The following is a 21,643-nucleotide window of genomic DNA, read 5'->3' on the forward strand; positions in this document are numbered from 1 at the left end:
CGAGGCTCGCTGGCGCTCGCACCTCAACCACCAAGGCACCGCCGACAGTGAGCCGACAGCAGAACCCGGGCCCGCGCCGCACCGCCGTCGTCGCTGCCCGCCACCACCAGCACCCACCCCCGAACCCCGCCGCGGTGCGACACTCCTCCCATGCCGCTGCTCGCCATCACCGTGCTGGGCCACGACCGCCCCGGGATCATCGCCGAGACGACCGGGGCGCTCGCCGACCTCGGGCTCAACCTCGAGGACTCGACGATGACGTTGCTGCGCGGCCACTTCGCGATGACCCTGATCACGCAGGGCGAGGCGGACGCCGCGACGGTCGAGGAGTCGCTCGCCGGGCTGACCATGGACGGCACCCTGTCGGTCGCGGTGCGGGAGGTTCCGCCGGAGCCGATGCCGTCCCGGACGGCGTCGTACGTGCTCAGCGTCCACGGCGCCGACCGCGCGGGCATCGTCTCCAGCGTCACGAGCGTGGTCGCGGCGGTCGGGGGCAACATCACCGACCTGAGCACGCGGCTGGTCGGTGACCTGTACGTGCTCACCGCGGAGGTCGACCTGCCGGCGGGCACCGACGACGAGGCCCTCGCCGAGTCACTGCGACGGACCGCCGACGGGCTCGGGGTGACGGCGACGCTCTCCCCGCTGGACAGCGACGACCTGTGAGTCGACCCGACGTGGAGGGGCGGGTGCTCGAGGTGGTCCGGGCTCCGGCTGCCGTGCTGGCCCGACCGGGGGAGAGGGTCGACCCGACCAGCCCCGAGGTCGTGCAGCTGGCGGCCGACCTGGTCGCCACGATGCGTGTCTCGCCGGGCTGCGTCGGCCTCGCCGCCCCGCAGGTCGGAGTCGGGGTGAAGGTCTTCTGCGTCGACGTCTCCGGGCACCCGAAGGCGCGGACGCAGCACGGCACCTTCGTGCTGTGCAACGCCGAGGTCGTCAGCGCGTCGCGCAACGAGAAGGCGCGGGAGGGCTGCATGAGCGTCCCGGACCTCACCGGTGACGTGAAGCGGGCGACGCGGGTCGTCGTACGCGGTCAGGAGCCCGGCACCGGCGCCGAGGTGACGATCGAGACCGACGCGTTCGAGGCCCGCGCCCTCCAGCACGAGATCGACCACTGCGACGGGCTGCTCTTCCTCGACCGCGCCGCGGGTGCGCACGCGATCCACCCGCGGAAGACCTACCTCTGACGGCCCCGCGGCTCACTGTCCGAGCTGGTTGAACTGCGTCGGCGGCGGCTTGGTGCAGACCGACGTCCCGCCTCCGACCAGGCCGGGATCGGACGTGCAGTCCGAGCTGCTCTTCTTCAGCTGGCACCCCGCCAGGAGGACGACGAGCAGCAGCAGCGCCGCGAGCTGCGTGGGTCTCGTCATGAGTTCACGGTAGAGCCGGCTCGGTGCGCCGTCTGTAGTCCGTGTGGCCGGTCCTCCCGGCACCGATGACCTAGGGTCGTCGCTGCGCCCCGGTATCCCAATCGGCAGAGGAAGCGGTCTTAAAAACCGCACAGTGTGGGTTCGACCCCCACCCGGGGCACGGCCGAAGGGCCACCAGGGTCGGGACCTACGCACGTGGTGCCGGGACCCTCGTCCTGCTGGGATCAGGGTGTGAACCTGACCGACCTTCTCCGCAGCCTGCCCGCCGACCCCCGCGTGGTGATCAGCGGCAACCACGCCGTCCCCTTCCACGTCCTGGGCCTGGTGGACCAGGCGCTCGACGAGTACCGGCTCTGGGTGCTCAACGCACCGGCCGGCCTGCCGGACCGCGAAGGCGTGGTCTACGAGACGCCGTTCGTCGGCGTCGGCATGCGGCACAGCCCGCGGCTGAGCTACGTACCCTGCCGGCTGTCCCTGGTCCCGAGCCTGTTCCGTACGACGATGGCGCCGGACCTCGTCGTCCTGCACACGACCCGCCCCCGCGGCGGTCGTGTCTCCCTGGGTGTCGAGGTGAACATCCTCCCGGCGGCGGTCGAGGCGGCCCGGGCCCGCGGCGCGAAGGTGATCGCCCAGGTCAACGACCGGATGCCGTGGACGCTCGGCGACTCGGAGATCGACGTGGACCAGATCGACCTGATGATCGAGGCCGACGGCGCCATGCCGACGGCACCGGCGCCGCGGATCGACGAGGTGTCGGGCAAGATCGGCGCGCTCGTGGCGGCCCGCGTGCGCGACGGCGCCACCCTGCAGGCCGGCATCGGGGCGGTGCCGGACGCGACCCTGTGCGGCCTCTCCGGTCGTCGCGGCCTGAAGATCTGGACGGAGATGTTCTCCGACAGCGCGCTGGTGCTCGAGCAGGCCGGCGCCCTCGACAGGGACACCCCGGTGCGGGCGTCGTTCCTGTTCGGCTCCGAGGAGCTCCTCGACTGGGTCGACGCCAACCCCCGCGTGCGGATGATCCGCACCGAGACGTCGAACGACCCCGCGCTGATCTCCCGCAACCCAGCGATGGTGTCGGTCAACACCGCGCTCCAGGTGGACCTGTTCGGCCAGGCCAACGCGTCGCGCGTGCACGCGAAGATCTACTCGGGCTTCGGCGGCCAGACCGACTTCATCGTCGGCGCCCTGCACAGCTCCGGCGGTCAGGCGCTGATCGCGCTCCGGTCCTGGCACCCGCGCGCCGACGTCTCGACGATCGTGCCGCTGATCGAGGAGCCGGTGACGTCGTTCCAGATGACCGCCGTCGTCACCGAGCAGGGGGTCGCCGAGGTCTTCGGCCTCGACCAGCGCCACCAGGCGGCCAACATCATCGACCACGCGGCGCACCCGCAGGTCCGCGAGGAGCTCTGGGAGCAGGCCGCGCGGCTCGGTCTGGGCCGGGTGCCGGTGCCGTTGGGATAACCGGCAGCGCGCCCCGGCGGTGCTGTGGCACCGTTCGGCTGTGTACCTGCCCCATTTCAACCGGATGGACGCCGAGGACGTCGCGTCGTTCCTCGACGCCGTCGGCACGGCCGAGCTGGTGACCGTCGGACCGGACGGCTACCCGGTCGCGACGCTGCTGCCGTTCGTGCGCGAGGACGACCGCCTGCTCATGCACCTGGCCCGCGCCAACGCGCACTGGCAGGCGATCGAGCCCGGTACGCCGGCCCTGGCGATCGTGGCCGGCCCGCAGGCCTACGTCTCCCCGGCGTGGTACGCCACCAAGCACGAGCACGGCCGGGTGGTGCCGACCTGGAACTACTCCGCCGTGCACCTGACCGGCACGGTCACGACGCACCACGACGAGGACTGGCTGCGCGACCTCGTCGGCCGTCTCACCCACCTGCACGAGCACGGCCGGGCCGACCCGTGGGCGGTCGAGGACGCGCCCGCGGACTACGTCCGCAAGCAGCTGCGCGCGATCGTCGGCATCGAGCTGGCCGTCGAGCGGGTCGAGGCGAAGGCCAAGCTGAGCCAGAACCGCAGCGACGCCGACCGGGCTGGCGTCGTGCGGGGTCTCGAGGAGGAGGCCGGGGCCGCCGGCATCTTCGTCGCCGGCGCCATGCGCAGGCTCGAGGACCGGCGCTAGCCGCTCACTCCTCGGCCTGGTCCTCGAGCGTGGACTTGAGCTCGCCCTTCGACATCCCGGACGCGCCGGAGAGCCCGACGTTGGCGGCCTGCTGCTCGAGCTCGGCCTTGGTGATGTCCTCCGGCATGTCGCCGAGGTGGTCGGCCCGGCTGCGCAGGAACGCCTGACCGAGCTCGTCGAGACGCGCGGCGTCGAGGTGCTCGCGCATCCCGGGCAGCACGGAGGTCTCCTCCTCCTCGACGTGGTGCTTCACCGCGTCGATCAGCTTCTGCAGGGCCTCGGGGAAGTCGGGCGAGTCGAAGTCGGTCTCGGCCACCTTCGCGGCGAGCTGGTCGGCCTCTAGGTGCTCCTTCTGGCTGTGCTCCACGTCGTCCTCACCGCCCGCGTCGGACGCCGCCGGGTAGACCTCGGCCTCCTCGGCCCGGCTGTGCGCGGTGAGCAGCGCGATCATCACCGGCACCAGCGACGGTCGCTTGTCGGGCTGGTTCATGAGCTGGTCGAAGATCCGCTCCAGCTCGCGGTGGTCGTTCATGATCAGGTCGACGACGTTCGAGTCCATGCGGTTCCTCCCGGAGTCAATGGTGGTGGCGCGCATGTACCCCGCAGGAGCGATCCCTACGCGCTGATCCGACCCCATGCTTGTTCGAAGGCAGCCTCACGATCGGCCGCGTCGGCCTCGAGGCGGGCACAGAGGACTCCGAAGGTGAAGGTCTGCCGGCCCTCGGCGTGAGCGATGTCGGACAGCTCCCGCAGGTGCACGATCGCGGCCACGGTGTCGCGGTGGTCGCCGAGGATGTCCTGGATCTCCTCGGCGGCAGCGGCGCGGGCGCCTGCCGTCTGCCCGAGGACGGGCTCGAGCATCTCGGCGGCGTAGCGGGTGCGCTTGGCGGCCTTGCGTGCCGCGTGGAGCCGGGCGATGCGGTCGACGGCGTCGTTCGCGGCCGCCGCCGTGGCGGCTCGTTCCATGTCGGACCATGCGCGGTCGAGCGCCCGACCCATCCGCTTGCGCGCGGGCCGGTCGGGGCGACCCGCCCACGGTGGGCGTTTCTGCCACCCGTCGAGCGTCACGAGCAGCGCGACGTACCGGGGCGACGCCATCGCCTCGAGCACGTCAGCGTGCGCGGTCCGGCGGGCTGCGTCGATGCGCCGGTCGATCCACGGGCCGGGGTGCCCACGGAGCAGCTCGGGGGACTGCGCGAGGAGCAACCGGTCGATCCTCGCGCGCAGGACCTCGAGGTCTCGAGCCCGGCCGAGGGCGCCGCCGAGCCACTTCAGGTCGTCGCGCACCGGATCCGTCGCCCCGCGATCGAGGCTCTTGCGGAACGTCCGGAGCGCCGACCGCAGCCGGCGACAGGTGATGCGCATCTGGTGCACCGCGTCGGGGAGGTCGTCGCGGACGTGGGGATCGAGCCGGTGCAGCGTGGCCCGCAGGTGCTCGAGCTCGTGGGCGAGCACCGCGTGGTCGGAGGTGTCCTTGTCGGTCATGGTGTCGGTGTCAGGACGGCCGCCCGGACCTTCTCGGCCGGACCGGCCACGAAGACGTACTCGGTGTTGCGCAGTCGCGAGACCTGGCCGACCTTGCGGCCGGAGGGGTTGAAGATGCCGATCTGCGCGCCGACGTACCGCTTGCTGTCGAAGGCCAGCACCTGCACGTCCTCGTGCCCGCCCTCGCGCAGCGCCTGGGTGATCTGCTCGGGCGTCACCCACGACTCGTCGTTGTACGAGACCACCACCACCTCCGCACGCACCCGGCGCAGCAGGTCCGTGAGGGCGGCCGGCATCAGCCGCTTGTTGTTGAACACGCTCTTGGTCGAGGCGTCCCGGGCGTCCACCCGCTTGCGCGCGACGCCGTACACCTCCGGCCGGTCCCAGCGGACGAGCGTCTCCCAGATGTGGTAGTTCGTGAAGTACCGGTGCTGGTTGTACGGCGGGTCCAGGTAGATCAGGTCCGCCCGCGGCAGCGCGTCGACGGTCTCGGTGGCGTCGCCGGCCAGCGTCGAGCCGGGCCCGGGGAGCAGGTCGGGAGCGCGCAGCTCGAGGTCCTGGTGGGAGCGCGGCGCCCACTCCTTGAGGTAGGCCATCTGCAGGCCCGTGGTGGAGTCGACCCGGTCGGCCGCCAGCATCAGGCTGGTCAGCAGGACCGGGAACAGCGGGGTGCCGCGGTGCTCGGTCTCGAGCACGTCGCGGATCGCGTCGACGCGGGCGCCGTTCTTCGGCTGGAAGAACCGCGCCTCCTCGCAGTAGGTCCGGGTGAACCAGCCCGGCCGGCCGGGGAGCGCGGCGAGCCGCTTCAGCTCGTTGTCCAGCTCCTGGGGGTCCACCGCCGTGCCGTCGGTGGCGATGTAGCAGTCGCTCAGCACCTGGCTGTACGTCGCGACGTCGGCGGCGGTGACCAGGAGCCCGCGGCGCTTGAACTCCTGCGCGACCCGGGTCGTGCCGGTGAACAGGTCGACGGCCGTCCGGGCGCCGACCCGCTCGGCGATGTCCCCGAGCACGGGCACCAGGCTCCGCTTGGAGCCCAGGTACTTGATCACGGGACGACCGTACGCTCAGGGAGGCTCGATCCGGCGCAGGATCAGGCCCGGTCCTCCGGGCCGTTCGGCATGATCTGGGTCGCGATGTGCTCCCAGGCGTTGTCGATGAGGGTCACCAGGTCGATCCGCATCGCCTTGCGCACGTGCGGCTTCTCCAGCTCCCGCTCCACGAAGCGCACGATGAACCGGCGCAGCTCGCCGTCCAGCCCGGTGAGCTTCTGCAGCACCGCGGCCCGCCGGTTGTCCGACTGCACGTCGATCGACACCTCGCCGGGCAGCGGCGGGGCGATGTGCCACAGGATCGTCAGGGGCTCGACGAGCTCCATCGTCAGCCGCAGCGGCAGCAGCACCGCCGCGTCGAACCGGAGCACGTCGACGCCCAGGTCGAGGTGGAAGGTCACGTCGATCGGCAGGTTCACCTGGTAGCCGACCACGTCGGCCAGCGCGTCGCCGTACGCCGTGCCGAAGGTGCCGCTGGCGACCACCTTGGCGACCTTGCGCCCCGGGCCCGCCCCGATCGGCCCGAGCTGGAAGGTCTCGCCGAGCACCCGGTTGACCGACTCCATCACCCGGTCGCGGTGCAGCACGAGGTTCATGAACCGCATCCCGAACTCGTCGTAGCCGATCGGCTGCGGCCCCGGGACCACCGACGCGGCCGGGTCGACGAAGGGCTCGTCGGGGTCGGGGGAGGTGTCGAAGGCGTGGTCGGTCACCGGACGATCATGCGGCATCGCGTCGCCGGCGACGGGACCCGGGGGTAACCCGAGGAACTGGAACTCGTTCCAGTAACCATGAGGCTGAACTCGTGAGGCGGGCCGTCGCGGTCCTGCTCGGACTGCTCGTCCCGCTCGTGGTCGCACCCGCCGGGCACTCGGCTGCCGCGGGCACCGGCCCTCAGGTCCCCAGGCTGCACCGCGAGGGCGGTCACCTCGTCGACCAGTACGGCCGCACGGTGATCGTGCACGGGCTGAACCTGGTCTGGAAGCGACCGCCCTACGCGCCGCCGGACACGCCGGCCGGGTTCACCGCCGCCGACGCCGACTGGCTGCAGCGCTACGGGTTCAACGGAGCCCGGGTCGGCATGCTCTGGGCCGGCGTCACGCCCACCCAGCCCGGCGTCGCCGACCCGGCGTACTTCGCGAAGTGGGACCGCGTGGTGAACCTGCTCGCCGGCCGGGGGATCTGGATGCAGTTCGACCAGCACCAGGACATGTGGAACGAGACGTACGGCGGCGAGGGCGTCCCGGCCTGGGCGGCGAAGCGGCCGCTGCCCTACGCGCTGCTGCCCTACGCCCCGGTGCCGTTCCCGGAGGGCTACTGGACTCCCGAGGTCTCCACCGTCTTCGACAACTTCTGGGCGAACCAGGGAGGCCTGCAGGACGCCTGGGCGACGTACTGGAAGCTCGTCGCCCAGCACTACCGCGACCAGCCCTACTCGATGGGCTACGACCTGATGAACGAGCCGTGGGCCGGCAACGAGTGGAGCACGTGCATGACCACCGGCTGCCCGCAGACCTACAGCCAGGAGCTGCAGCCGGCGATGACCAAGGGCCTCCAGGCGGTGCGCCAGGTCGACCCGAACGGCATCGTGTGGTGGGAGCCGCAGCAGCTCTCCAGCGGCGTGCAGACCCCGACCTTCTTCACCGCCCCGCCCGGCGACGAGCAGAACCTCGGCTACTCCTGGCACAACTACTGCACCTGGGTCTTCCTCCAGAGCACGGGCCTGCCGTTGTTCAACACCGACAACTGCCGCAGCTTCACCGAGAACCGCGAGCAGACGGCGATCGCCCAGGCCGACACGATGCACGCCGCCCCGTTGATGAGCGAGTGGGGAGCCACGGACGACGTGAACGCGATCGGCATCGACGCCGAGTCCGCCGACGCCCACGCGATGAGCTGGATGTACTGGGCCTACAAGCACTGGGACGACCCCACCACCGCCGACAGCGCGCAGGGCCTCTTCACCGACGACGCCGACCTGAGCACCGTGAAGACGGCCAAGCTGCGCCGGCTGGTCCGCACCTACCCGCAGGCCACGGCCGGGACGCTGCTCGGCTATCGGTACGACGCGGACACCGGGCAGTTCACGATGAGCTACCGCTCCGACCCGTCGATCGACGCCCCGACGAGGATCTTCGTCAGCCCGCTGACCTCGCCGCACGGCTTCGACGTGACCGCCTCCGCGGGGGGCGTCGCGGTGCACGGCTCGTACGTCGACCTCCACGCCGACACCGCCGAGGAGATCCAGGTCACCATCACGCCGCGCGCGTGAGGACTGTCCCCGGGAACACCGGGCCCGGCGCAACACGTTGAACGGGTGACGACTCGATAGGCTCGAGCCGACGACAGGAGCAACCATGCAGAGCAACAACCCCGTCTTCGCCCGCTCGGAGGGCTTCAACGGCAAGGGTGGCACCGCCTACGCCGACTTCGGCGTGGGTGTCCCCGCGACGCACACCGGTGCCGGCACCGGCCGGATGACCGTCGACACGGTGGTCCAGAAGACCGGGATCACCCTCGGTGTTCTGGTCCTCGCCGCCGCCGTGACGTGGATCGGCACCGGCGACGTGGTCGCCAGCGACGGACTCTCGATCGACCCCGGCAAGGCCCAGACCCTCTACACGCTGAGCATGATCGGCGCCTTCGGTGGCTTCATCCTCGCGATGGTCAACTCGTTCAAGCGCGCGACCAGCCCGGCCCTCGTGGTCGCCTACGCCGCCCTCGAGGGTGTCTTCATCGGCGCGATGAGCAAGGTCTTCCAGCTCTCGTTCGGCCCCGGCGTCGTGACCGGCGCCGTGCTCGGCACCGTCGCTGCCGTCGCGGGCACGCTGGCGGCGTACAAGTTCTTCGACATCCAGGTCGGCGCCAAGTTCCGCACCTGGGTGATCGCCGCGATGTTCGGATTCGTCGCCGTGTCGCTGCTCGACATGCTTCTCGGCTTCTTCGGCAACAGCTTCGGCTTCAACGGCTTCGGCCCGATGGGTCTGCTGTCGAGCGTCCTCGGCCTCGGCCTGGGTGTGCTCATGCTGATCCTCGACTTCGACTTCGTCGAGCGCGGTGTCGCCGCCGGTCTCCCCGAGCGCGAGTCGTGGCGGGCCGCCTTCGGCCTGACCGTCACCATCGTGTGGATCTACATCGAGCTGCTGCGGATCCTGGCGATCTTCACCCGACGCTGACCGGTCCGCCGGTCTCCGTCGACCCGGCGCCCGACTCGGAGGATTCTTCCTCCGGCTCGGGCGCTTCGGCGTCCACGGGGGCCGGACGACGACGCCGCATCAGCGTGACCCAGCGGCCACCGATGCCGCGTGCGGATCCGTCGACCACTGTCGCGTCGAGCTCGGTGCCCGGGTGCTCGGCGGCCTGGACGGCGGCCCGGCCGATCGACAGGATCCCCTCGCCGCGCCGGGCCTCCGGGACCTCCTCGTCCTCCGGGGTGAACCCGAGCGCGGCCATCACGGAGGGCACCAGCACGCCGGCCAGCGCGGCGTAGCCGGCGGCCGAGGGGTGGAACCGGTCGGGTCCGAAGAGCAGGGAGGGGGAGGCGTCGAACTCGGGCCCGAGGATCGAGCCGAGCGACACCGCACGACCACCGGCCTCGACGACCGCGATCGCCTGGGCGGCCGCGAGCCGCCGTGACCAGGTGCGGGCGACCCGGCGCAGCGGCTGGGGGATCGGGCGCACCGTGCCGAGGTCGGGGCAGGTGCCGACCACCACGGCGACGTCGGCCTCGTGCAGCCGGCGCACCACCTCGCTGAGGTAGCGGACCGACTCCGACGGCAACGTCTGGTTGGTGACGTCGTTGGCGCCGATCAGGATCACGGCGACGTCGGGCTCGGTCGGCAGCGCCGCGTCGACCTGCTCGGCGAGCTGGATCGACTTCGCGCCCGAGACGCAGAACTCGCGCAGGTGCACGCGCCGGTCGGCGCCCGCGGCGACCCCGGATCCCAGCAGGGCGCCCGGCGTGTCCTCGACCTTGTCGACCCCGTAGCCCGCGGCGCTGGAGTCGCCGAGCAGGGCGATCTTGATCGCCGGGCCGGGTCGGCCACGGCCGTACCATCCGGTCGCGTCAGGAACCGGGGCGTCGATCCGGCCGATCGCCTTGCGGGCGATCTTCGCCTCGACCCGCAGCACCCCGTACGACAGCGCCCCGAGCACGGAGAGGCCTCCACCCCCGAACGCGGCGGCGGAAGCCAGTCTCCGTGCAGCTGCTGCTTTCCCCACGCTGCAATCCTACGGACCGCAGCGGAGGGCGCATCCGGTTACTCCGACAGGTGCACGCGCGTCCAGACGATCGGGTGGTCGGTCAGCTTCATGTTCTTCGGCTTCCAGTCCCGCGCGTAGCGGGTGAACCGTGCACCGCCCGCAGCGAAGACCCAGTCGATGCCGTTGCTCTTCGGCATCGCGCAGCTCATCGAGGGGATGCTGTCCGGGCTGATCGCCAGCATCTGCGAGGTGATCCCGCAGAACGCCGGAGCCCGGTCGTTGAAGTCACCGGTGAGGAACACCGGTCGACCGGTCGCGCGCAGGTCGATGATCTTCTGGCGCTCGATCGCGATCGCCTGGGCCCGGTGCATCGCCTGGTCGCCGTAGCCCACCCCGGAGGCGGGGTTGTGCACGTTGATGAAGTACGCCGTGCGCCCGGTCGCCCGGTCACGCAGGAGGACGACCGGCATGTTCCGCCAGCCCTCGAAGTAGGGCACCCGGATGTAGTCGGTGCTGACCAGCTCCATCGTGCTGTTGCGCCAGATGATGGAGTTCTCGGTCGGGGCGTAGTTGTCGACCATGAACGGGTCCAGCGGGTTGTTCAGCGTGGTGTCGTCCGGGTAGATCCCGAAGGTGCCCGCCGAGACCGCCATGAACTGGTCGCGCTGCACGCGCTGGAACTCCTGGAGACCGACGACGTCGACCGCGTAGCTGTTGAGCAGGTTGATCTGGCCGGGCGTGCGCACGTCGTACGTCGGGTAGCCGCCGCCGTAGCGGGTGTGGCTGGCGCCGAGCGTGTTCATGCTGGCCACCACGAAGCCCCAGTTGCCGAACAGGCTGGTCGTGTTCAGCGGCTTGCCGACGAGGCGGGCCAGCCAGCGCGTCGGGTTCGCGTCCTTGCCGAAGTTGTTCTTCACCGCGAAGTACAGCGAGCAGAAGCTCGGGGCGGCGGAGCCGGCGCGGCCGACCCGGCCGATCTCCTGGCCGGCCTGCACGATCTGGCCGTTGGTGACCGAGGTGCTCTTCATGAACCCGTAGTAGGTCGTGGTGCGCCCGGCGCTGGTCACGACGGTGACGAGGTTGGGCCCGCTCTTCGGCGAGTTGGTCACGTACGCCGTACCCGGGTGGGCGGCGACGACCTTCGTGCCGCAGCCGGCCTTGATGGTCGTGCCGGGGCGCTTGCCGGGCGTCTTCAGGTCGTGCGCGCGGCGCGCGACGGCCGGGAAGAAGACGTTGGGCGCCACCGACGGCCGGTCCTCGGCGAGCGTCTGGGCGTGGGCGGGGGTGGCGAGGAGGGGCACCGTCAGCAGGGTGCTGGCCAGGATGCCGGTCATCGCACCGGCCATGCGCTTCGAGATCGTCACGCAGGGAAGTATGACCCAATTCCGAAGAAAAGTGGGGCCCGTGTGAAAAAAAGTGACTGGAGTGGCGTGTCGGTGCTTGCAAATCACAACGGTGTAAGACTCATTTCGGCCGCGATATGTTGACCCCATGGACTACGCAGACTCCGTCCTCGACCTGATCGGCAACACCCCGCTGGTCCGGCTCGAGCGGGCCCTCGACCGACCGTCCGGAGCACCGGGACCGTTGGTCCTCGCGAAGATCGAGTACCTCAACCCGGGTGGCTCGGTGAAGGACCGGATCGCGCGTCGCATGATCGACGCCGCCGAGGCGTCCGGCGCCCTCCAGCCCGGGGGCACGATCGTCGAGCCGACCTCGGGCAACACGGGCGTGGGCCTTGCGCTGGTCGCCCAGCAGCGGGGCTACCGGTGCGTGTTCGTCTGCCCCGACAAGGTCAGCGAGGACAAGCGCAACGTGCTCAAGGCGTACGGCGCGGAGGTGGTCGTCTGCCCGACCGCCGTGCCGCCGGAGCACCCGGACAGCTACTACAGCGTCTCCGACCGGCTCTCGTCCGAGCCGGGTGCGTGGAAGCCCGACCAGTACTCCAACCCGAACAACCCGCGGTCGCACTACGAGGACACCGGGCCCGAGATCTGGCGCCAGACGGAGGGCCGGATCACGCACTTCGTCTGCGGCATGGGCACGGGCGGCACGATCAGCGGCGTCGGCCGCTACCTCAAGGAGCAGAACCCGGCCGTCCAGGTGATCGGGGCGGACCCGGCCGGCTCGGTGTACTCCGGCGGCACCGGGCGCCCCTACCTGGTCGAGGGCGTCGGCGAGGACTTCTGGCCCGAGACCTACGACCGGTCGGTCGCCGACCGGGTGATCGAGGTGTCCGACGCCGACTCCTTCGCGATGACCCGCCGTCTGGCCCGCGAGGAGGGACTCCTCGTCGGTGGGTCCTCCGGCATGGCCGCCTTCGCGGCGGCGCAGGTCGCCCGTGAGCTCGCCGAGCAGGGCACCGACGACGCCGTCGTCGTCGTGCTGCTGCCCGACTCGGGCCGCGGCTACCTCACCAAGGTGTTCAACGACGAGTGGCTCGCCCGCTACGGCTTCCTGCAGGCCAAGGACGAGCAGACCGTCGGCGAGGTGCTGCGCGCCAAGACCGGGGGCCTTCCCGACCTGGTGCACACCCACCCCAGCGAGACCGTCGCCGAGGCGATCGGCATCCTCAAGGAGTACGGCGTCTCCCAGATGCCCGTGGTGCGCGCGGAGCCGCCGATCATGGCCGCCGAGGTCGCCGGGTCGGTCTCCGAGCGCGCGCTGCTCGACGAGCTCTTCGCCGGCAAGGCCAAGCTGGCCGACCAGGTCGAGGCCCACATGGAGCAGCCGCTGCCGACGATCGGGGCCTCCGAAGGCGTCGAGGAGGCGATCAAGGCCCTCGAGACCGCGGACGCGCTGCTGGTCCAGGAGGACGGCCGGCCGGTCGGCGTCCTGACCCGTGCGGACCTCCTGACCTTCATCGCAGCCTTTCGTTAGTGCGGACCCGCAGCATGCTTTAAGGTGTCCTCACCGGTCGCGGAGTCCGTACCCCACATGGATGCGACCGGGATCCGTTCGGGTGCAGCGCGTGCCTTCGGGTGTCGCGCACGACGGATCAGGTGGCGGGGTGATCCTGGGAGGGGTACCCCGCCACCGCCCGGACTAGTGCGAGGATCCGATGGCCTACCTCACGATCGCCGGGCAGGCGTCCGCCGAGATCGTCGTCAGCCGTTCGCGCTTCCTCTGCGAGCTCGAGCGCGTCGACGACGAGCTGTCCGCGCGAGGCGTGATCGAGCAGGCCCGACGGGCCCACTGGGACGCCCGCCACCACTGCTCGGCGTTCGTCCTGGGGCCCGACCGCGCCATCGAGCGGTCCAGCGACGACGGCGAGCCCCCGGGCACCGGCGGGGCCCCGATGCTGGAGGTGCTTCGCGGCCGGGAGCTGAGCGACGTCGTCGCCGTGGTCACCCGGTGGTTCGGCGGCACGCTGCTCGGCACCGGCGGCCTCAGCCGGGCGTACGCCGACGCGGTCCGCGCCGCCCTCGACCTCGCGACCGTGGTGCAGCGCGTCGAGCAGGAGCTCTGCGAGGTGACCGTCGACCTGGCCGCGGCGGGCAGGCTCGAGCACGAGCTGCGCTCCCGCGGCACCAAGGTGCTGTCCACGGAGTACACCGACGTGGCGACGCTCTCGATCGCGGTGCCGCTGATCGCCGTGCCGATCGCGGAGGAGATCGTCGCGGAGCTCACCGAGGGCCACGCCGAGCTCTACCGGCGGGGCCGGCGCTGGGTCGACGCGCCGCTGAGCGGCCCCTGATCCGCAGCCGTCAGCAGTCCCGCAGGCGGGCGAGCGTCGCCCGCACCACGTCGGCGGGGATCTTGAGCACCTCGCGGTCCCAGGTGAGCAGCCCGTTGAGCTCGTCCTCGACGTCGCTGAGCTGGGTGTAGACGGTCGCCGCCAGGCCGGACGCCACGGCCGGCTCGACCTGCTCGCGGTGCAGGGCCACGAAGCCCGCGGCGAGCTCCTCGGCGCTGTCGAAGTGCCGGTAGCCGAACTCCCGGGTGCTCCAGTCGTGGTCCGGCACCTTGAGGCTGTAGCCGCCGTACTCGCCGAGCGCGTAGACCCGACGCTCGCGCCGCCGGCGGAGCCGGCCCGGCAGCCGGAAGGGCCGGAGATAGCTGTGGAAGCTCCGCACGTCGCCGCCGCCCTGGTCGATCCAGCCGCTGACGTGGTTGACCGGGCGGGTCGGGTCGAGGGTCTTGACCTCGTCGGCGACGGCGTTGGCGTCGAACTGGCCCCAGGCCTCGTTGAACGGAACCCACAGGACCACCGAGGGGGAGTTGCGCAGCAGCTCCACGGTGCGCCGCACCTCGGCGCGGAACTCGGCGCGGGCGTCGGCGTCGCCGCGGAAGTAGAGCCGGTGGTGGCGGTCGGAGATCCTGATCGGACGCGTGGCCGGGAGGTTCGCGACCAGGTGCCGGTAGCGGCCGCCGCCGTTGACCATGTCCTGCCAGACCAGCACGCCCAGCCGGTCGCAGTGGTGGTACCAGCGCAGCGGCTCGACCTTCACGTGCTTGCGCAGCACGGTGAAGCCCAGCGACTTCATCGTGGTGATGTCGTGGACCATCGCCGCGTCGCTGGGGGCGGTGAGCAGCCCGTCGGGCCAGTAGCCCTGGTCCAGCACGCCGACGTGGAGAACGGGCTCGCCGTTGAGCAGGAAGCGGCGCCGGCCGGCCGCGTCGACGCCGATCCCGAGGCTGCGCATCGCCGCGTACGACGTGACCCGGTCGGCGTGCTCGCCGCCCCCGAGGGTCACCTCGAGGTCGTAGAGGAACGGGTCCTCCGGCGACCACGGGCGTGGGTCCGGGACGGTCAGCCGGATCGGCGTACCGGCGGTGCCGGACTCCTCGGCGACCACGCGACCGGCCTCGCGCACGACGACGGTGGTTTCGGCAGGCTCAACCATCGGGCGGGTGGTTGAGCCTGCCGAAACCACCGTCGGCGAGCCGGCAGAAACCACCACCTCCAGCACCCCCTGCTCGAGGTGCGGCGTGATCCGCAGCGACGCGACGTGCTGCTGCGGCACCACCTCGACCCAGACCGTCTGCCAGATGCCCGACTGCGCGGTGTACCAGATCGTGCCGCGGTCCAGCCGTTGCTTCCCGCGGGCGTGCAGTCCGGTCTCGGACAGGTCGCGGACGCGCACCTCGAGCAGGTGCGCCCCGTCGGTCGGGGACAACGCGTCGGTGACGTCGAGGGTGAAGGGCAGGTAGCCGCCGGTGTGACGGCCGACCTCGGTGCCGTCGACCCAGACCGTGCAGCTCTGGTCCACGGCGCCGAAGTGCAGCAGCACCCGGCCTCCTGCCGGATACGCCGGTGGGGAGAAGGGCCGGCGGTACCAGAGCCACTCGTCCGGCTGGAGCTGACGGCCCACCCCGGAGAGGACGGTCTCGGGCGAGAACGGCACCACGATCTCGCCGTCCCAGGTGGGCGGCCGGGCCTCGCCGGCGAACGCGTGCTCCCAACGGCCGTTGAGGTTCCGCCAGGTCGCGTCCGGCCGCACCAGCTGGGGTCGGGGGTACTCCGGGAGCGGGCGGTCGGGGTCGAGGTCACGCCCCCAGCGGGTCAGCACACGGCGAGGCTAGAGGACTACCTCGCCGAGATCTGCCGGGGGACGTCGAGGTCCCGGAGCTTGTCGGGGTTGCGGACCAGGTAGATCTCGGTGATCTTGCCGTCCACCGCGTAGAGCGTGCCGACGGAGTCGAGCCCGTCCTCGGTGTACAGGAGGACGGAGAGGTTGCCGTTCGCCACGACCCACCGCACGTCGGTGAGGGGTGTCTTGACCGCCACCCCGAGCAGCCAGCGGGCCACCTTGTCGGGACCGTGCAGCGGCCGGAGGGCCGCCCGCTTCTTCCCTCCGCCGTCGCTGAGCAGCACCACGTCGGGCGCCATCAGGTCGAGCAGCTGCTGGATGTCGCCGGTGCCCGCGGCCGTGAAGAACCGGGTGGTGATCTCCTCGATCTCGGCGGGTCGCTCGAACCGGGGCCGACGCGCCTGGACGTGGTTGCGGGCCCGGGCGACGAGCTGGCGCACGGCAGCCGGCGAGCGGTCGGTCGCGTCGGCGATCTCGGCGTACTCGAAGCCGAAGACCTCGCGGAGCACGAAGGCCGCCCGCTCGAGCGGGCTGAGCGTCTCGAGCACGAGCAGCATCGCGAACGACACCGACTCGGCGAGCTCGACGTCCTCGAGCACGTCCGGGCCGGTGACCAGCGGCTCCGGGAGCCAGGGTCCGACGTAGGTCTCGCGCTGGCGCTGGAGCGTGCGGAGCCGGTTCAGCGACTGCCGGGTGACGACCCGGACGAGGTACGCACGCGGGTCGCGCACCTCGTCCTGGTCGCCGTCCTCGTTGCGGGCTGCCCACCGCAGCCAGGACTCCTGGAGGACGTCCTCGGCGTCGGCCGTGCTGCCAAGCATCTCGTAGGCCACCGTGAAGAGCAGGCAGCGGTGCTCCAGGAACGGGTCCGGCTCGGGCACCGGGGTCTCGGCAGGATCAACCACCGGAGATCTCGCAGTGGTCCTTGAAGCCCTGGCTGGTCAGGCCGAGGGCGCTGTTCGTCCGCGACCGCTCGTTCTCGACGGCCACCATCACGGTCAGCTCCACGAAGCCATCGTTGCCGAGATCGGCCCGGAGCGCCTCGGCCATCTCGTCGGTGACCTCGGGCGGCGTGGCGGTCATCGCCTCGGCGTACTCCAGGACCCGACGCTCCTGAGGAGTGAACGCCTGCGAGTCGCGCCAGCGGGGCACCTCGCTGAGCTTGGTGGTGTCGAGACCGGCGCTGTGGGCGGCGTAGTAACCGAAGTCCATGCACCAGCTGCAGCCGATCATCGCGGCGCTCGCGGCCTGGGCGAGCACCTTCAGGTCGGGGTCGAGGCGGTCCCAGGTGGTGACCTTCTTCTCGAACGCGAACAGCGCCTTGAGCACCTTGCGGTGGTGCATCAGCGCGAGGGCGTTGTCCAGCACCTCGCCGAACTGGCGCCGGCAGTACCAGGCGACCGTCCTGTCGAACAGCGTCCGCGGCTCCTCCAGCGGCACTCGTACGGCGCTGCGACGCTCCTCGGTCGTGGCGTACGTCGTGGTCATGACTGTCTCCTCGTCAGCGTGTCCTCGGGCTCCTCCGGAACCCCTTCACCCTCCAGACACCGCCGGTCGCGGAACTGTGACATCCGGGTGCCACCCGACCGGCATGATGTGCCTGACGAGAGGACGGTCTGGGGTGGCGAAGGCGAACGGCACGTCGGGGACGATGTGGGCGCTGCGCGGGTTCCACCTGCGGGTCGTGGTCGCGGTGACGGTGGTGACCTCGCTGATCGTGATGGTCTCCTCCTACCTGCTCTGGCTGATCGAGCGCGACCACGTGGGCAGCAACATCCGCAGCTACGGCGACGCGCTGTGGTGGGCGATGGAGACGATCACCACGGTCGGCTACGGCGACCACCACCCGACCACGATCGCCGGCCGCTGGGTCGCCGGGGGCCTGATGGTCATCGGCGTGGCCCTCGTCGGCGTGATCACCGCGACCGTCGTGACCTGGTTCTTCTCCGAGCTCGACGTGCTCCGTGAGGTGCGGGAGATCGAGGCCGAGGAGGAGCGCGCCGGCGCCACGCTCGCGGACATCCTGGCCCGGTTGGTGCAGATCGACGAGCGCCTGGAGCGCCTGGAGCAGTCGGACCGCACGGAGCGCTGACCGGCTGCCATGGTCGTCGGCCTGCTCAGCGCGTTCGCCGCCGCCGCGTTGTACGGCTGCGGGACGATCGTCCAGGCGATCGGCGTACGCCGGGCCGGTGCCGCTGAGGTCGAGGGGCTGTGGGCGCGGGTCTGGGCGGGTCGGCTGTACGCGTACGGGCTGGTGCTCGACGGCCTCGGGTTCGTCGCCTCGCTCGTCGCGCTGCGGACGCTGCCGCTGTTCGTGGTCGAGTCCGCCGTCGCCTCGAGCGTGGCGATCACCGCGGGCCTCGCGGTGCTGCTCCTCGGCGCCCGCCTGAGCCGTCGGGAGATCCTGGCCCAGGTCGGCGTCGGCCTCGGGCTGGTCGCGCTGGCGGTGAGCGCGCACCCCGGTCGGGCTGCCCCGCTGACCGGCACGGGGCCCTGGGTGCTGCTCGGGTCGGTGCTGCCGGTCGGGGTGCTGGGGGCCGTGGCGCTGCGGCGGCCGGGCCCGACGGGGGCCGCGGTCCTCGCCGCGACGGCAGGGCTCGGCTTCGGCGGGGTCGGCATCGCGGCTCGGGTGGTCGAGGTTCCCACGACGCTGTGGCGGCTGGTGCTCGACCCGGTGCCGTGGGCACTGGTGGCGTTCTCGCTGATCGCGATGTCGGCGTACGGGCTCGCGCTCCAGCGCGGCTCGGTGACCACCGTTGCTGCCGTGACGTTCACCGCCGAGACCGTCGTGCCGGCCGCGATCGGCCTGCTCTGGCTCGGCGACCGGGTCCGTCCCGGCGCCGGTCCGATCGCGCTGCTCGGCTTCGTGCTCACGCTCGGGGGCTCGATCGTCCTCGCGCGTCACGCGGCCGAGGACGCGCCCGAGCAGGCGACAGAGCCCGGCGACTGACCGGCCTCAGCGGTCGGTGCGGTCCCTTCGGTCCCGCGAGCTCACGACGGCGCGCAGCACGCCGAGCAGGAAGAGCGCCACGGCCACGATCAGCAGCCACTTCACGGCCGTGATCGCGAGCCCGATCAGCGCGAGAACGATGGCCAGCGCGATCAGTCCGAAGACCGCCGACATGCGTGACATGGCCGCTCCTCTCCGAGCCCTGCCTCCAACGTACCTGCCGGGCGCGCCAAACCGATTGCCCACGTCCGGGGAGGGCTGGAAGCATCGCGAGCATGAGCACCGGCTTCCTGGTCACCGCGCTGGTGATCGTGGCGACGCCCGGGACCGGTGCGCTGTTCACGATCGCCGCCGGACTCGCTCGCGGCACGCGGGCGTCGATCCTCGCCGCGTTCGCCTGCACGCTGGGCACCGTGCCGCACCTGGTCGCGGCGATCACCGGGCTCGCTGCCCTGCTGCACGCGAGCGGGGTGGCCTTCGAGGCCGTCAAGTACGCCGGTGTCGCCTACCTGCTCTGGATGGCGTGGAGCACCTGGCGCGACACCGGCGCCCTGCGGGTCGAGGACGTGCCGCGTGCGGGGTCCCGGCGCTCGGTGATCCTCTCCGGGGTCACGGTGAACCTGCTGAACCCGAAGCTGACCATCTTCTTCTTCGCGTTCCTGCCGCAGTTCGTGCCGGCAGGCTCGCCCGGCGCGACGGCGCGGATGCTCGCGCTCAGCGCGGTCTTCATGCTGATGACCTTCGCGGTCTTCGCCGGGTACGGCGCCACGGCAGCCCTCCTGCGCGACCGCGTGCTCTCGCGCCCGCGCCTCGTCGACCGGATCCGGAAGGCCTTCGCGGCGTCCTTCGCCGTGCTCGGAGCCCGGCTGGCCGTGGAGTCGCGCTAGCGGCTGCTCAGCCCGCTTCGGGGTCGAACGGCTTGAACCGGCGCACCTCCTGGGGCCAGCCGCACGCCTCCGCGATCTTGCCGGCCCACACCCTGGCCTGGTCCTCGTCGGCCACGTCGATCACGGCGAGCCCGCCCAGGTACTCCTTCGTCTCGGCGTACGGACCGTCGGAGAACAGCACCGTCCCGCTGGTGGGGTCCGCGCTGAACGCCTGCTCGGTCTCCTCCTCGAGGCCGCCGGTGCACACGAGCACGCCGGCAGCCTCCATCTCGCGGACGACCGCCCGGGCGAGGTCCCCCCGCCCGCGGAACCACTCCTCGGTGTGGTCGCCGACCCACTGCTGGTTGAAGTAGACGAGGTACTGCGGCATGTGTCCTCCTCGGTCGGGGCAGCGCTCATCGCCACCCTCCACCTTCACCACGAACGGCGGAAGCGGAATACGACACCCCTGCGAGTGCTGAAGTGGCCGCCACAGCGACCACTTCAGCACTCGACTTGCTCAGCGGGGGACCTTGATGCCCGTCGCGGAGTGACAGCGGTAGCCGTGCGGGTTCTTCAGCAGGTACTGCTGGTGGTAGTCCTCGGCGTAGTAGTACTCCGGCGCGGGCTTGATCTCGGTGGTGATCCGGTCGTAGCCGCGCTTGGTGAGCTCGGGCTGGTAGCGCTCGGTGATCTCCCGCGCGACCTGCTCCTGCTCTGGGCTGGTGGTGTAGATCGCGGAGCGGTACTGCGTGCCGACGTCGTTGCCCTGGCGCATCCCCTGGGTGGGGTCGTGCACCTCGTAGAACGCGGCGACCAGGTCGGCGTACGAGACCTTGGCGGGGTCGTAGACCACGCGCACGGCCTCGGTGTGACCGGTCAGGCCGGAGCAGACCTCCTCGTACGTCGGGTTCGGGGTCGTGCCGCCGGCGTACCCGACCGACGTCGACCACACGCCCGGGACCTGCCAGAAGACCTCCTCGGCACCCCAGAAGCAACCCAGCCCGAAGAGCGCCACCTCGTAGCCCTCGGGCACCTCGTCGGTGACCAGCGGGGCGTCGAGCGCGCGGTGGCGCTCGGCGAGGCCGAACGGGCGCGTCGGACGGCCCGGCAGGGCGTGCTCGGTGTCGACGACCTGGGTCTTGAACTTGTTGAACAGCATCAGTGCTCCTCGCTGCCACGATCTCCCCGGAGACGGCTTCCCCGTGGGATCGGGCACTTGACTCAACAGTGCCTCAGCCGACGCTGTTCCCCCAGTCCGGGGCCTTACGAGCCGGTGACGTCGGCGCCCGGCCCTAGGGTCGCAGCATGCTGACGACCTCGACCTTCACCGTGACCACGTTCGAGCCGACCAGCCTGGCGCCGCCCGAGACCGCGACCGGCACGCCGGTCGGGGTGGCGCGCATGGTCAAGGAGTTCCGCGGAGGCCTCGAGGGCCGCGCGGAGACGCTGTTCACGAGCGCGTTCGACCAGGAGCGCGGCATCGGCACGTACGTCGCGATGGAGTCGTTCTCCGGCACCCTCGACGGCCGCAGCGGCACGCTGAACATCGCCCACACCGCGACCACCGACGGCGGCCCCGACCGTCTGGAAGAGCTGGTGGTGATCGTGCCGGGCAGCGGCACGGGTGAGCTCGTCGGAGTGCGGGGTGGCGGCAGCATCCGCGTCGACGAGGACGGCACCCACCGGATGGAGCTGGAGTACGAGCTCGGGTGAGGTGCCCGGATCGTGAGGTGCGAGCTTGCGAGCCTCGAAACCTGTGGCTGTGCCGGGGGGGACGGGCGGCGACGACGGGGTGTGGCGCGGGCCGGGTCCGCGGGTCGGCCGCCGGTCCCCGGGTGGTTGAGGTGTGAGCTTGCGAGCCTCGAAACCTCCCAACGGTGTCGGGGGGACGGGCGGTGACGACCGGTGTGGCGCGGGCCGGGTCCCGCTGTCGTCCGCCGGTCTCCGGGTGGTTGAGGTGTGAGCTTGCGAGCCTCGAAACCTGTGGTCCGTGCCGGGGGGACGGGCGGCGACGAAGGCGTGTGCTGCGGGCCGGGTCCCGCTGTTGTCCGCCGG

General features: G+C 71.4%; 25 protein-coding genes and 1 tRNA gene. 13 read left to right on the plus strand and 13 right to left on the minus strand.

What is annotated here, in order from left to right; translation table 11 throughout:
- Positions 1-150: 150 nt before the first annotated feature.
- On the plus strand, positions 151-666 hold the full coding sequence (locus EFL26_RS15965) for a glycine cleavage system transcriptional repressor (RefSeq protein WP_123223913.1): 516 nt from the start codon (positions 151-153) through the stop codon (positions 664-666).
- The gene (gene def, locus EFL26_RS15970) at positions 663-1,187 is read left to right on the plus strand and encodes a peptide deformylase (protein WP_123223914.1); all 525 of its coding nucleotides are present in this window, start codon (positions 663-665) and stop codon (positions 1,185-1,187) included. The genes EFL26_RS15965 and def overlap by 4 nt, the downstream gene beginning before the upstream one ends.
- 12 nt (positions 1,188-1,199) lie before the next feature.
- On the opposite strand, the gene EFL26_RS24290 is transcribed toward def, so the two are convergent.
- Positions 1,200-1,370 (minus strand): hypothetical protein, encoded by a 171-nt coding sequence (locus EFL26_RS24290; protein ID WP_183408222.1) that lies wholly within the window; start codon positions 1,368-1,370, stop codon positions 1,200-1,202.
- An 86-nt stretch (positions 1,371-1,456) separates the two neighbouring features.
- Here EFL26_RS24290 and EFL26_RS15975 point away from each other — a divergent pair.
- The 3 genes from EFL26_RS15975 (at position 1,457) to EFL26_RS15985 (ending at position 3,498) form a co-directional block, all read left to right on the plus strand.
- Positions 1,457-1,530, plus strand: a tRNA-Leu gene (locus EFL26_RS15975).
- Between the two features lie 71 nt (positions 1,531-1,601).
- Entirely contained in the window at positions 1,602-2,831 is a 1,230-nt protein-coding gene (locus EFL26_RS15980; protein WP_123223915.1) for an acetyl-CoA hydrolase/transferase family protein, read from the plus strand.
- 40 nt (positions 2,832-2,871) lie between these two features.
- A complete protein-coding gene (locus tag EFL26_RS15985; protein WP_123223916.1) occupies positions 2,872-3,498 on the plus strand; it encodes an FMN-binding negative transcriptional regulator in 627 nt (208 codons plus the stop codon).
- 4 nt (positions 3,499-3,502) lie between these two features.
- Here EFL26_RS15985 and EFL26_RS15990 read toward each other — a convergent pair whose 3' ends face one another.
- From EFL26_RS15990 to EFL26_RS16005, 4 genes are read right to left on the minus strand one after another with little or no spacing between them, the layout of a single operon-like run.
- Complete coding sequence (locus EFL26_RS15990; RefSeq protein WP_123223917.1) at positions 3,503-4,057, minus strand: hemerythrin domain-containing protein; 555 nt, start codon at positions 4,055-4,057, stop codon at positions 3,503-3,505.
- 56 nt (positions 4,058-4,113) lie between these two features.
- Positions 4,114-4,983 (minus strand): CHAD domain-containing protein, encoded by an 870-nt coding sequence (locus EFL26_RS15995; protein WP_123223918.1) that lies wholly within the window; start codon positions 4,981-4,983, stop codon positions 4,114-4,116.
- Positions 4,980-6,032, minus strand: coding sequence for a DNA adenine methylase (locus EFL26_RS16000; protein ID WP_123223919.1), 1,053 nt, complete (start codon positions 6,030-6,032; stop codon positions 4,980-4,982). The genes EFL26_RS15995 and EFL26_RS16000 overlap by 4 nt, the downstream gene beginning before the upstream one ends.
- A 41-nt stretch (positions 6,033-6,073) precedes the next feature.
- On the minus strand, positions 6,074-6,745 hold the full coding sequence (locus EFL26_RS16005) for a hypothetical protein (protein ID WP_123223920.1): 672 nt from the start codon (positions 6,743-6,745) through the stop codon (positions 6,074-6,076).
- A gap of 92 nt (positions 6,746-6,837) precedes the next feature.
- On the opposite strand from EFL26_RS16005, the gene EFL26_RS16010 reads away from it, so the two are divergent.
- Both EFL26_RS16010 and EFL26_RS16015 read left to right on the plus strand, forming a co-directional pair.
- The gene (locus tag EFL26_RS16010) at positions 6,838-8,304 is read left to right on the plus strand and encodes a cellulase family glycosylhydrolase (RefSeq protein WP_123223921.1); all 1,467 of its coding nucleotides are present in this window, start codon (positions 6,838-6,840) and stop codon (positions 8,302-8,304) included.
- Positions 8,305-8,389: 85 nt separating this feature from the next.
- Positions 8,390-9,208, plus strand: a complete 819-nt coding sequence (locus tag EFL26_RS16015; RefSeq protein WP_123223922.1) for a Bax inhibitor-1/YccA family protein — start codon at positions 8,390-8,392, stop codon at positions 9,206-9,208.
- Here the strand turns inward: EFL26_RS16015 and EFL26_RS16020 are convergent.
- Both EFL26_RS16020 and EFL26_RS16025 read right to left on the minus strand, forming a co-directional pair.
- A complete protein-coding gene (locus EFL26_RS16020) occupies positions 9,195-10,253 on the minus strand; it encodes an SGNH/GDSL hydrolase family protein (RefSeq protein WP_123223923.1) in 1,059 nt (352 codons plus the stop codon). The two genes, EFL26_RS16015 and EFL26_RS16020, sit on opposite strands and share 14 nt — an antisense overlap.
- Before the next feature lie 38 nt (positions 10,254-10,291).
- A complete protein-coding gene (locus tag EFL26_RS16025) occupies positions 10,292-11,599 on the minus strand; it encodes a peptidoglycan DD-metalloendopeptidase family protein (RefSeq protein ID WP_183408223.1) in 1,308 nt (435 codons plus the stop codon).
- 127 nt (positions 11,600-11,726) lie between these two features.
- Here EFL26_RS16025 and EFL26_RS16030 point away from each other — a divergent pair, with 127 nt between their 5' ends.
- Both EFL26_RS16030 and EFL26_RS16035 read left to right on the plus strand, forming a co-directional pair.
- The gene (locus EFL26_RS16030; protein ID WP_123223925.1) at positions 11,727-13,115 is read left to right on the plus strand and encodes a cystathionine beta-synthase; all 1,389 of its coding nucleotides are present in this window, start codon (positions 11,727-11,729) and stop codon (positions 13,113-13,115) included.
- A gap of 181 nt (positions 13,116-13,296) precedes the next feature.
- Positions 13,297-13,932 (plus strand): IMPACT family protein, encoded by a 636-nt coding sequence (locus EFL26_RS16035; RefSeq protein ID WP_123223926.1) that lies wholly within the window; start codon positions 13,297-13,299, stop codon positions 13,930-13,932.
- A 10-nt stretch (positions 13,933-13,942) separates the two neighbouring features.
- Here EFL26_RS16035 and EFL26_RS16040 read toward each other — a convergent pair whose 3' ends face one another.
- Genes EFL26_RS16040 through EFL26_RS16050 form a run of 3 tightly spaced genes read right to left on the minus strand, consistent with a single transcriptional unit; the run spans position 13,943 to position 17,257 of the window.
- Complete coding sequence (locus EFL26_RS16040) at positions 13,943-15,748, minus strand: glycoside hydrolase family 2 protein (RefSeq protein WP_123223927.1); 1,806 nt, start codon at positions 15,746-15,748, stop codon at positions 13,943-13,945.
- Between the two features lie 17 nt (positions 15,749-15,765).
- A complete protein-coding gene (locus tag EFL26_RS16045) occupies positions 15,766-16,674 on the minus strand; it encodes an RNA polymerase sigma-70 factor (RefSeq protein ID WP_281273794.1) in 909 nt (302 codons plus the stop codon).
- The gene (locus EFL26_RS16050; protein WP_123223928.1) at positions 16,667-17,257 is read right to left on the minus strand and encodes a carboxymuconolactone decarboxylase family protein; all 591 of its coding nucleotides are present in this window, start codon (positions 17,255-17,257) and stop codon (positions 16,667-16,669) included. Before EFL26_RS16050 ends, EFL26_RS16045 begins: the two co-directional genes overlap by 8 nt.
- Before the next feature lie 133 nt (positions 17,258-17,390).
- Here EFL26_RS16050 and EFL26_RS16055 point away from each other — a divergent pair, with 133 nt between their 5' ends.
- A complete protein-coding gene (locus tag EFL26_RS16055; protein WP_183408224.1) occupies positions 17,391-17,861 on the plus strand; it encodes a potassium channel family protein in 471 nt (156 codons plus the stop codon).
- A gap of 9 nt (positions 17,862-17,870) precedes the next feature.
- Positions 17,871-18,719, plus strand: coding sequence for a hypothetical protein (locus EFL26_RS16060; protein ID WP_123223930.1), 849 nt, complete (start codon positions 17,871-17,873; stop codon positions 18,717-18,719).
- Positions 18,720-18,725: 6 nt separating this feature from the next.
- On the opposite strand, the gene EFL26_RS24295 is transcribed toward EFL26_RS16060, so the two are convergent.
- Positions 18,726-18,902, minus strand: a complete 177-nt coding sequence (locus tag EFL26_RS24295) for a hypothetical protein (protein WP_183408225.1) — start codon at positions 18,900-18,902, stop codon at positions 18,726-18,728.
- 92 nt (positions 18,903-18,994) lie between these two features.
- On the opposite strand from EFL26_RS24295, the gene EFL26_RS16065 reads away from it, so the two are divergent.
- A complete protein-coding gene (locus EFL26_RS16065; protein WP_123223931.1) occupies positions 18,995-19,606 on the plus strand; it encodes a LysE family translocator in 612 nt (203 codons plus the stop codon).
- Positions 19,607-19,613: 7 nt separating this feature from the next.
- Here EFL26_RS16065 and EFL26_RS16070 read toward each other — a convergent pair whose 3' ends face one another.
- Together EFL26_RS16070 and msrA are read right to left on the minus strand one after the other, a co-directional pair.
- Positions 19,614-19,976: a YciI family protein gene (locus EFL26_RS16070; protein ID WP_123223932.1), complete on the minus strand. Its 363-nt coding sequence runs from the start codon at positions 19,974-19,976 to the stop codon at positions 19,614-19,616.
- Between the two features lie 129 nt (positions 19,977-20,105).
- Positions 20,106-20,747, minus strand: a complete 642-nt coding sequence (msrA, locus tag EFL26_RS16075) for a peptide-methionine (S)-S-oxide reductase MsrA (protein ID WP_123223933.1) — start codon at positions 20,745-20,747, stop codon at positions 20,106-20,108.
- Between the two features lie 146 nt (positions 20,748-20,893).
- Here msrA and EFL26_RS16080 point away from each other — a divergent pair, with 146 nt between their 5' ends.
- The gene (locus tag EFL26_RS16080; RefSeq protein ID WP_123223934.1) at positions 20,894-21,301 is read left to right on the plus strand and encodes a DUF3224 domain-containing protein; all 408 of its coding nucleotides are present in this window, start codon (positions 20,894-20,896) and stop codon (positions 21,299-21,301) included.
- Positions 21,302-21,643 lie beyond the last annotated feature (342 nt).

The organism is Nocardioides pocheonensis, assembly GCF_003725535.1.
GTDB lineage: Bacteria > Actinomycetota > Actinomycetes > Propionibacteriales > Nocardioidaceae > Marmoricola > Marmoricola pocheonensis.